Origin of the sequence: Nonomuraea sp. NPDC049695 (genome assembly GCF_040674955.1) — a bacterium.
In the GTDB taxonomy this organism is placed as follows: Bacteria; Actinomycetota; Actinomycetes; order Streptosporangiales; family Streptosporangiaceae; genus Nonomuraea; species Nonomuraea helvata.
In genome coordinates this window covers 20,323-29,899 of the sequence record NZ_JBFANV010000111.1, presented here as the reverse complement: position 1 = coordinate 29,899, position 9,577 = coordinate 20,323, and the positions used below count along the sequence as shown (strand labels likewise).

Genomic DNA, 9,577 nt, shown 5'->3' with positions numbered 1-9,577 from the left:
GGGTGGATCCCCCGCCACCCCCCCGCCCCCTGTTCACTTAGGGGTGACGCCACTTCTCGTACGTGTCGATGGCCTTGCCGAGCAGGGCCATCTTCTCGGTGAACCAGACGTTCTCGGCGCCTGTCGGCGGCCGGTTGGAGTCGACGTACTGGTAGCCGAGGTTGGAGAACATGGCGACGATGTAGGTGCGGCCTCCCTTGCCGGGCAGGGCCTTGACGATGCCCGCGTCGGCTCCGGAGTTGCTCACCCAGCCGTTCTTGTGGGCGAACGTCACCTCGGCCGCGTCATTGCACGGCCGCACGTCGTGGCCGTACGCGACGCCCTCGCCGGGGATCGTCACGGTGCCGTCGGCGCCGATCCAGCGCGACGGAGTGAGCTGCGGGATGCCCTGGGCGGGATAGGCGGCCCCGCACCAGTTGGTGGTCGACAGGGTGACGTTCATGCCCTGGTCGCCCAGCTTGCTCTTGAAGAACTCCCGCGAGGCGGGGCTCAGGACGGCCGCGGTGACCGCGGTGCCGCCGGGCGTCGTCCACAGAGTGCCCAGGCCGCCGTTGACCAGCATGAGCAGCTTGGCCGTGTCGAGGGAGCTCATGGTGACGGGGTTGCCCCACCGGGCGCCGTTGGCCGGGTTGGTGTTCTTCAGCTGGAGCGTCTCGAGGCCCAGGTCCTGGAAGGTCTGGTTCAGGCCGTCGACCGCGGCGTGGTCGTGCAGCAGCTTGACCATGGCGCAGGAGGCGGCGTTGGACGACCAGGTCAGCGAGGCGTCGAGGTAGTTGCGGACCGTGTTGCTGCTGGCCGGGCCGCACAGCGAGCTGATCGTCGTCGGCTCGTAGGCGTAGGTGTCGTCGAGCGAGATCTCGCCCTTGTCCACCAGCCGCAGCACCCCGAAGGCCACCATGAGCTTCAGCACCGACGCGGGGTAGGGAAGCATGAAGTCGATGGAGGCGTTCTCCCGTCCCGCCACCACGTCGATCGTGCCCTGGCCGTGGTTGGCGTACCAGCCGGCGTCGTCCCACTGGCGCCAGCGCACGTCGGTGGTGTGCAGGTTGCGGTCCACCGGCACGATCTTCCCGTCCGGGTACTGCGGGCTCATCAGCACGGTGCCGGAGGAGACGGGACGGCCGAGCCTGTTCAGCTCGATGACGGTCAGGTCGATCTGCGGCTGCTGCGAGATCGGCGCGGCGGCCGCGGCAGCGGCCTTCAGGTCCGCCCGCTGCGGCGGCTTGGCCGCCTCCTTCTCGACGTCGTTCTGCCGCAGCGCGTTGAGCTCGGCCGTGCTCGTCGGCGGGTCGGTGTCCAGGACCTGCTCGAACTTCAACTGGTCGATGGTCTGCCGCAGGTGCTGCGCGAGCGGCGAGCCGCCTTCCGCCGAGGCTGTCTGCGGCAGTGCGACGAGACCACCGAACAGTACGGCCGTGGCGGCGAGACCGGCGAGGCCTCGAGTACGTTTTGAGGATCTTGGTAAGGTCACCCGGGCCACTGTAGTCAGATCGGCCCCGGGAAGGCCGGCAATTCAGATCATCTCGAGGTGATATCCGCTGGAATTTCCGGCGCCAGTCCGGAAGCATCGGCCATCGGGCCAGGACGAAACCACGCTCGGACCCCCGGAAGGCGCACGCGATGACACAGACCTCCCATCCCCCGGCCGAACTCCCCGACCGGCTGGTAAAGGGACATCCTTTCCGGCAGTGGAAGACCTGGCGGATCCCCGGCACCACATTCACGCTCACCGGATACTCCCGCGCGAACGACAAAACCTTTTTCCACATACCGGAGCTGCGGTGCGCCCTGGACGCCGGGCTGTGCGAGGGGCGGCAGCCCGAGACGGTCTTCCTGACCCACACGCACCATGACCACTCCAAGGACCTCGACTATCTCGCCTCGAGGGCGTCCGGCGCCGACATTTACCTGCCTGCCGAGGCGCTGCCCTACGTGGAGGCTTATCTGCGGGCCTCCGCCGAGTTGAATCACGCGGCCGCCTACGATCCCGCGCTGGCCCCGGCGTCGCGTCTGCACGGCGTCCGGCACGGCGACGAATTCACCTTCGGCTCCCGCGGCCACCATGTCCGCGTGGTGCGGTGCGAGCACAAAGTGCCCTGCGTGGGCTACGCGTTCTCCGCGACCGGCAAAGACCTGCTGCCCGAATTCCAGGAGCTCCGGCGTACCCTCACCGAGCAGGGACGCGGCGCGGAGTTCGGCCGCATCATGGCCCGCAAACGGCAGGAAGGCGTGGAGGTCGACCGGCAGGTACGCCGCCCCCTGTTCGCATTCCTGGGTGATACGCACGTGTCGGTGTTCGAGCAGAATCCCTGGCTGTTCACCTATCCGGTCATCATCACCGAGTGCACCTTTCTGTACGACAGTGAGCTGCCCCGCGCCGACCGGGTCGGGCACACGGTCTGGAGCCGGCTCAAACCCGTGGTCGAGGCGCATCCGGACACGCTTTTCGTCCTGACCCACTTCAGCCTGCGCCACTCCGACCAGGAGGTGCACGACTTCTTCCGGCGCGAAGGGCACGGCAACGTCCTGGCCTGGGCGCACCCGGAAAGCCACCTGCCCGAGCAGCACCAGTCCACGGTTTGACGTCCCGGTTCAGGGAGCGTCTTCGTCGGTCTTGAGGAAGCGCGGCACGTCGCGGTGCCAGCCGGGGACGTCGAGCTTGTTCAGCGCCGTGACGATCTCGCGCTCCTCGTAGGCGAAGTGCGACTCCATGATCGCGGACAGCCCGTCCAGCTCGCCCCGCACTCTTCGGACCTCGTCCGGTCCAGCCGCCGCGTCGAAGCCCTCGACCAACTCGGCCACGCGGCTGAGGATGACCTCGATCGCCGCGTGGTCCTGCTGGAGCTTCCGCAGTACGGGTGCGAGCTCGGGAAACTGGACGGCCAGCGCGGGGAAGGCCGTGTCGTCCTCACCGGTGTGATGCCGGGTCAAGGCTGTGCAGAAGGCCAGGCAGTGGACGCGCAGTTCGCTCTTGGGGGGTGTGGCGGCGGACAGATCATCCCGGAGCTGGGCGAGCTCCTCGCGTAGCCACTCGTGAACGTTGATCAATTCGAGGCCGAAGGCGGCCAGGCGGTCTGAAGTACTCATGCGTCGACCATCATGACACGTTGGCTGCTATCACATGATCCCGGTCAACAGGGGAAGCGCCTCGAAGACGTGGTCCTGCCACAGGCGGCGCGAGATCTCCTCGGGGTACGCCGTGACCGACGGCGGCGCGTCGAAGACCCGCGTCAGGCGCTGCCGGGAGTCGTAGACGGACCAGCCCGGGTCGCCCGAGGTCGCGAAGGACGTCCAGGCCGTGCGGATCTGGGACGTCAGCTCGCGGGCCTCGGCGGTGTGCTCGGGGCCGATGGCCGCCGGGCCCAGGTGGGCGTCGTAGGTGCCGAACAGCAGCGGGCCGTCCAGGCCGTGGCAGGCGCCCAGCGCTCCGCCCATGCCCGGGGACTGCCAGGCCAGGTCGTACAGGTACGCCCGCCCGCCCCCGGCGACCTGCGCCTCGGCCAGATGCAGCACCGGCATGCGGAACAGCCAGTCGCTCTGCACGCGTTCGTACAGCCCCTCGGCGGATGTGTCCGGGAAGGCCGCGCGGTAGGCCCGCTCGCCGTCCTCGCCGGGACCGAAGAGGCGCAGCGCCTGCGCCGCCTGCTCCTCGGTGACCTTGCCGAGCTGTCCGGCGAGGAGGAGGAACGTGCGGTACTCGTCGCGGTTGTGACCGACGATCAGCTCCACGTCACGTCCCGCCCCGCCCGCCAGGGCCTGCCAGGGCGCGGCCGGCAGGACCTCACCGTCGACGACCGGTGAGAAGAGGGTGAGCGTGTGCGCGAACGAGCCCCAGCGGTCCTCGTACTGCCGCATCTTCGACTCCAGCGCCTGCGCGGCCGCCGGCAGCCGCCGCGGATCCACGCCGGACAGGTCCCCGGCCGCCGGGGGCAGGCCCGCCTCGGCCGCGATGGCCGCCGCGACGTCCCTGGCCAGGGCGTCGGAGAGGAACGTGCCCGGCACGCTCTGCCCGACAGCCCGCCGGAACAGCCCTGCCGCGCTCGGCATGGCCATCAGCGCGGCGATGGACCCGGCGCCGGCCGAGTCGCCGAGCACGGTCACCTGGCCGGGGTCGCCGCCGAACGCCGTGATGTTCTCGCGCACCCACTCCAGGGCGGCGACCTGGTCGAGCAGGCCGCGGTTGGCGGGCGCGCCGTCGATGCGGGCGAAGCCCTCGATGCCGAGGCGGTAGTTCAGCGACACGAACACCACGTCGCCGTCGCGGGCGATGTGCTGGGCGTCGTAGCCGGGGCTGCCGGAGAAGCCGAGCTTGTAGGCGCCGCCGTGGATCCACACCATCACGGGACGGCGGGCGGCCGGGTCGGGGTCGGGCGTCCAGACATTGACCGTCAGCCAGTCGTCGCCCTCGCCCATGAGGAAGTCCCCGCGGTCGCGGCCGGCCATGTGCACGTCCTGCGGGGCCGGCGGGCCGAAGGCGTGCGACTCCCGTACGCCGTCCCAGCCGCGCACGGGCCTGGGCGCCTGGAAGCGGGCCTCGCCGATCGGGGGTTCGGCGTACGGGATGCCGCGGAAGACGGCCAGGCCACCTTCCGCGCGGCCGCGCACCACACCGGCGGCGGTACGGACCTCGGGTTCGCGGGACTCGACTGCGGACATCGGCGGCTCCTCACTCATGGCATGTCATTTTTTACACTTGTCTATTATTTAACAGATGTCTAGATTTGAGAGGGTGCAGGACCGACAGGATCGCCGAGTGCTCCGCTCACGGGCCGCCCTCATGGCCGCCGCCGTCCGTCTGGTCTCCGAGCGCGGCACCACCGCGCTGCCCATCACCGACCTCGCCGACGCCGCGGACGTCAGCCGGCAGCTGGTCTACCTGCAGTTCGGGGACCGTGACGCGCTCCTCGTGGCGGCCGCGGCCGACCTGGTCGAACGGGAGCTCATCCCCGAGGTCGAGGACGGCGGCGCACCGCGCCGCGCCCGCATGCTGGCGATGGCCCGGCACTTCGCCCGGCACCGGCCCTTCTACCGCGCGATGCTCTCCGGATCCTGCGCCTTTCCCATGACCCGGGCCCTGAACAGGCTGTTCGGCTCACTCGTCACCCCGGCGGGCGTGCGGGAGGTGTTCGGCGACCTCGACGAGGCCACCGCACAGGATCTGGCGGCCGTGTTCACCGGCGGAACCGGCACGATCGTCAACGACTGGGTGATCGACGCGGACGAACCCCTCGACCCCGAGGAGCTGACGGACCGCCTGATGCGCCTCTCGACGGCGTTGACCCGCGGCCACCCCGCCCTCGCGCCCACACCCGGAGGTCACTCCCGATGAACCTGAACAGCCACCTCATCCAGCGCGTGCTGCGCCTGCCCCCACCCCTCACCAGGGACCTGACCGTCGACCGCGACCTGCGCGTCCCGATGCGCGACGGGGCCGTCCTGCTGGCCGACCGCTGGGCCCCGAGGACCGGCGGCGACGGCCTGCCGACCGCGCTCATCCGCCTCCCCTACGGCAGATCCGGGATGACCGCGGCGCCGATGGTCCGGCCGCTGGCCGAACGCGGCTTCCAGGTGCTCATCCAGAGCACGCGTGGCACCTTCGGCTCCGGAGGCCTCTTCGACCCGCTGCGCTGCGAGCGTGAGGACGGCCTCGACACCCTGGACTGGGTGATCAAGCAGCGCTGGTTCGGCGAGTCGATGATCCTGTGCGGCGCCAGCTACAGCGGCTTCACCCAGTGGGCGGTGGCCGACGCCGTACCGCCCCAGGTCAAGGCCATGATCCCAGGAGTCTCCGAATCGGCGCTCACCCTGGACTTCCTCCGCTCGGACGCGTTCTCCCTGGAGACCCCGTTCGTCTGGGGCGTCCAGGTCGCCGGCCAGGAACGCAAGCTCGGCATGGTCCGCCAGATACTGGGCGGGAAGAAGGTCCAACGCGCCCTGCGCACGCTCCCGTTGAACCAGGCCGACACCGCCGCGATCGGCCACCCCTACGACTACATCCAGAACATCCTCGTCCACGACGCCGACGCGCCGTTCTGGCACGGCCTCGACCACCGCCAACGGGTCCCCGACATCACTGTGCCGGTGAGCAGCGTCGGCGGCTGGTACGACATCTTCCTGCCCGGCCAGCTCCGCGACCACCGGGCCCTTCAGGACGCCGGACGCTCTCCCCTCCGCCTCACCGTCGGCCCCTGGACCCATATCTCCATGGAGGTGGGACACACCTACACCGCCGAGGCCCTCGACTTCGGCCTGGCCCTGGCCCGGGGCGAGGAACCGGCCGAGCGCGCCCCGGTACGCCTGTTCGTCATGGGCGAGGAGAAGTGGCGCGACTTCCCGTCCTGGCCGCCGCCGGGGTACGAGCCCCAGCGCTTCCACCTCCAGCCGGGCGGCGCCCTCTCCACCGAGGCCCCCGCCGGCTCGTCCCCGGACGGCTACCGCTACGACCCCGCCGACCCCACCCCCGCGCTCGGCGGCGTGCGCATGGCCTTCGGCGAGAAGGCCGGCCGCCTCGACAACGCCGCCCTGGAAGCCCGGCCCGACGTGCTCACCTACACGACTCCCGTCCTGGACGGGGACGTCGAGGTCATCGGTGAGGTCAGCGCCGAGATCTTCTTCCGCTCCAGCCTGCCGTACGCCGACGTCTTCGTCCGCCTGTGCGACGTCGACGCCGACGGCCGCTCCACCAACGTCTGCGACGGCCTGGTCAGCCTCACCGGGGCCGACCACACCACCTGCGCGACGGTCCAGCTGTGGCCGACGGCGTACCGGTTCAAGCGCGGCCACCGCATCCGCGTCCAGGTCTCCAGCGGCGCCTTCCCCCGCTACAACCGCAACCCCGGCACCGGCGAACCCCGCGCCACCGCCACCACCCTCCGCGCCGCCGACCAGCAGGTCTTCCACGACCCCCAGCACCCGTCCGCCGTGATCCTCCCGATCCGGCACCTGACCTGAACCGTCGCCTCCGGCGGTCCAGGTCGGGGCCCGGTGGCGCCGAGGCCCGAGGCCATGGACACCGGGCGCCGCCCGCCTGACGCCGCCCGGTGGCGCCGGGGGCACGGGACACCGCCCGGTGGACCGGCGTCGACACGGCCCTCCGTGCCACCGGGCGTCAGGACCGTGGGCGGCCGTCCTCGTGGTACAGGGCCCCCAGCAGCGGCCGGGTCAAAGCGGCCATCTCGGCGGGCGAGCACGGGCATCCGTGCTGAAGCCAGTCCGTGGCGACGCCGATGAGCGCCCCCGCGGTGAACGCGGCGGGCACGTCATGCGGAACGCCGGCCGTGAAGTCGGCGGCCGACGGGCCACCGTCGCCGGTGGCGGCGCGGAGCGCGCCGACATAGGCCGCGACGGTGGCGCGGCGGCGTACGTGGTCGATGACGCGCGCGCTGCCCTGGGCCCCGAGCACGCTGCGGTAGAGCCCGGCGTGCTCGGCAAGGAGGGCGAAGAAGGTCAGCAGGGTATCGGTGGTCTCTTCCCGGGTGCCGGGCTCGGGAATGGCGTCGATCAGGTCGTCGATCATCGCCGTGCAGGCCGCCTCGGCCAGTTCGTGCACGTCACGGTAGTGGTCGTAGAACGTGGACCGGCTCACCCCGGCGCGTTCGGCGACGTCGGCGACGCTGACCCGGGACAGGTCGCGGTCCTGGACCAGCTCGATCAGCGTGCGCCGCAGGGCCGCCTGCGTGCGGCGCACCCGCGGGTCGCTCAGGTCGGTGCTTCTGTCTCTGGGGAGGGCCACGCCTCAGTGTACTGTGGCCTACATTCGTAGGTTAGCCTACGGGTGTAGGGAAGTTAGGGATCGCACGCCATGGGGGACATTCGTGACCGCTGACTCCGCTGAGACGCTTCAGATCACCCGCACCTGCCCGTACGCCCCGCCGGAACAGCACCTTCGCTTCCTGCGCGAGCAGCCGGTCACCAAGGTCGCGCTGCCGAAGGGATCGGAGGCCTGGGTCGCCGCCCGTTATGAGGACATCCGCACGATCCTGAGCGACCCGCGCTTCACCGCCGACCGCCGCCACCCCAACGCGCCCAGGCTGAACGGCGAGACGGGGCCGGGCGAGTCACCGCTGCCCAAGATGATGCTGGAGATGGACCCGCCCGAGCACGGTCAGGCCCGTCGCGCCGTGATCGGGGAGTTCACTGTCAGGCGCATGGCGGCGCTGCGGCCGCGTATCCAGCAGATCGTGGACGAGCACCTCGACGCCATGCTGGCCGGCCCGCGCCCGGTCGACCTGGTGCGGGCGCTGGCGCTGCCGGTGCCCTCGCTGGTGATCTGCGAGCTGCTCGGCGTGCCGTACGACGAGCACGACTTCTTCCAGACGCACTCCGCGCAGTTGCTGAACCGCACCATCACGCCGCAGGAGCGGCAGCACGCCTCCCTCGAACTGGCCATCTACCTGGACAAGCTGATCAGGGCCAAGGAGGAGGACCCCACCGACGACCTGCTCGGCCGCCAGGTGATCAAGCAGCGTGAGACCGGCACCGTGGATCATGGCGCACTGCTCAGCCTGGCGTTCCTGCTGCTGCTCGCCGGGCACGAGACGACCGCGAACATGATCTCGCTGGGCACGTACATGCTGCTGCGGCACCCTGACGCGCTGGCCGCGCTGCGCGAGGATCCGAGCAAGACGGCGGGCGCGGTCGAGGAGCTCCTGCGGCACTTCACCATCGCGGAGTTCGCGATGATGCGGGTGGCCCTCGAGGACGTGGAGCTCGGCGGCACGGTCATCCCCGCGGGAGAGGGCGTGCTGATGCTGGCGAACGCCGGAAACCGCGATCCGGAGGTGTTCGCCGACGCCGACACGTTCGACATCGAGCGCGACGCCCGCAGCCACCTGGCGTTCGGCTTCGGCCCGCACCAGTGCCTGGGCCAGAGCCTCGCCCGCGTGGAGCTGGAGATCGTCTTCAACTCCCTGTTCCGGCGGATCCCCGGCCTGCGGCTGGCCGTCCCCGCCGAGCAACTCGAGTTCAAGGACGACGCCACCGTCTACGGCATGCACGAGCTGCCCGTCACCTGGTGACCTCTCAGGTCTCGCGCCGCCTGCTCACGGTGATCATGCCGGCACCGTGCAGGCTGGTCAGCAAGGTCCAGTCGTCGGCCGGGTCCAGCCACACCTGGAGGTCCGCGGGCCCCGACGGCCTCGGCAGCGCCCCGGCCGGCTCGTAGAAGGTCGAGACCAGGACCAGCGGAACCGGCGCCTCCCATCGGGCGGGCGCCGGCGGTTCGTGGCGGCCGCCGAGGATCACGGCGCGCTCCGCCTCGCCGCAGTCATCGAGGTGCGGTCCGGCCGCGAGCTGGGCCTGCAACCTGACCTGCAGGTCCAGGGCGAGGCGGACCCGCGCCGTCATCCGCTCGTCGTCGGTGGCGAGCGCGTCGTAACCGGGCACGAGCATCCCGACCAGCTCGGCGGGCTCGTCGGCGTAGCCGCGGTAGTCTCCGCCCGCGTAGATCATCTCGTAGATGTACGGCCGGCCGTCGCCTCTGCGCGGTGCGACCGGCGGCGACTCCATCGCTGAGGTGTTCCGGAGGATCACGGTCACTGGTCGGCATCCCGTTCCGTGGCGAGGTCGTTCGGCGCCG

The 9,577-nt window shown here is 70.7% G+C and carries 9 protein-coding genes; 4 read left to right on the top strand and 5 right to left on the bottom strand.

Annotated elements, in window-relative coordinates; genetic code table 11:
• Nucleotides 1-37: 37 nt before the first annotated feature.
• Nucleotides 38-1,471: a serine hydrolase gene (locus AB0J64_RS49785; protein ID WP_364043926.1), complete on the bottom strand. Its 1,434-nt coding sequence runs from the start codon at nt 1,469-1,471 to the stop codon at nt 38-40.
• 149 nt (nt 1,472-1,620) lie between these two features.
• Here AB0J64_RS49785 and AB0J64_RS49780 point away from each other — a divergent pair, with 149 nt between their 5' ends.
• Complete coding sequence (locus AB0J64_RS49780; RefSeq protein ID WP_364043923.1) at nt 1,621-2,583, top strand: MBL fold metallo-hydrolase; 963 nt, start codon at nt 1,621-1,623, stop codon at nt 2,581-2,583.
• 9 nt (nt 2,584-2,592) lie between these two features.
• On the opposite strand, the gene AB0J64_RS49775 is transcribed toward AB0J64_RS49780, so the two are convergent.
• Nucleotides 2,593-3,087, bottom strand: a complete 495-nt coding sequence (locus AB0J64_RS49775) for a hemerythrin domain-containing protein (RefSeq protein ID WP_364043920.1) — start codon at nt 3,085-3,087, stop codon at nt 2,593-2,595.
• Between the two features lie 30 nt (nt 3,088-3,117).
• Entirely contained in the window at nt 3,118-4,656 is a 1,539-nt protein-coding gene (locus AB0J64_RS49770) for a carboxylesterase family protein (RefSeq protein WP_364043917.1), read from the bottom strand.
• 97 nt (nt 4,657-4,753) lie between these two features.
• Here AB0J64_RS49770 and AB0J64_RS49765 point away from each other — a divergent pair, with 97 nt between their 5' ends.
• Both AB0J64_RS49765 and AB0J64_RS49760 read left to right on the top strand, forming a co-directional pair.
• A complete protein-coding gene (locus tag AB0J64_RS49765) occupies nt 4,754-5,329 on the top strand; it encodes a TetR family transcriptional regulator (protein WP_364043914.1) in 576 nt (191 codons plus the stop codon).
• Complete coding sequence (locus tag AB0J64_RS49760) at nt 5,326-6,951, top strand: CocE/NonD family hydrolase (protein WP_364043911.1); 1,626 nt, start codon at nt 5,326-5,328, stop codon at nt 6,949-6,951. The genes AB0J64_RS49765 and AB0J64_RS49760 overlap by 4 nt, the downstream gene beginning before the upstream one ends.
• 157 nt (nt 6,952-7,108) lie before the next feature.
• On the opposite strand, the gene AB0J64_RS49755 is transcribed toward AB0J64_RS49760, so the two are convergent.
• Nucleotides 7,109-7,732, bottom strand: a complete 624-nt coding sequence (locus AB0J64_RS49755; protein WP_364043908.1) for a TetR/AcrR family transcriptional regulator — start codon at nt 7,730-7,732, stop codon at nt 7,109-7,111.
• Nucleotides 7,733-7,814: 82 nt separating this feature from the next.
• Here AB0J64_RS49755 and AB0J64_RS49750 point away from each other — a divergent pair, with 82 nt between their 5' ends.
• A complete protein-coding gene (locus AB0J64_RS49750) occupies nt 7,815-9,017 on the top strand; it encodes a cytochrome P450 (RefSeq protein WP_364043905.1) in 1,203 nt (400 codons plus the stop codon).
• A gap of 4 nt (nt 9,018-9,021) precedes the next feature.
• Here the strand turns inward: AB0J64_RS49750 and AB0J64_RS49745 are convergent, their stop codons facing one another.
• Nucleotides 9,022-9,537, bottom strand: a complete 516-nt coding sequence (locus tag AB0J64_RS49745; protein WP_364043902.1) for a hypothetical protein — start codon at nt 9,535-9,537, stop codon at nt 9,022-9,024.
• Nucleotides 9,538-9,577: the final 40 nt, after the last annotated feature.

Excerpts from the sequence above, each read along its gene's own strand:
- AB0J64_RS49780 (WP_364043923.1), top strand. The coding sequence starts at position 1,621 with ATGACACAGACCTCCCATCCCCCGGCCGAACTCCCCGACCGGCTGGTA.
- AB0J64_RS49775 (WP_364043920.1), bottom strand. The coding sequence starts at position 3,087 with ATGAGTACTTCAGACCGCCTGGCCGCCTTCGGCCTCGAATTGATCAAC.
- AB0J64_RS49760 (WP_364043911.1), top strand. The coding sequence starts at position 5,326 with ATGAACCTGAACAGCCACCTCATCCAGCGCGTGCTGCGCCTGCCCCCA.
- AB0J64_RS49770 (WP_364043917.1), bottom strand. The coding sequence starts at position 4,656 with ATGTCCGCAGTCGAGTCCCGCGAACCCGAGGTCCGTACCGCCGCCGGT.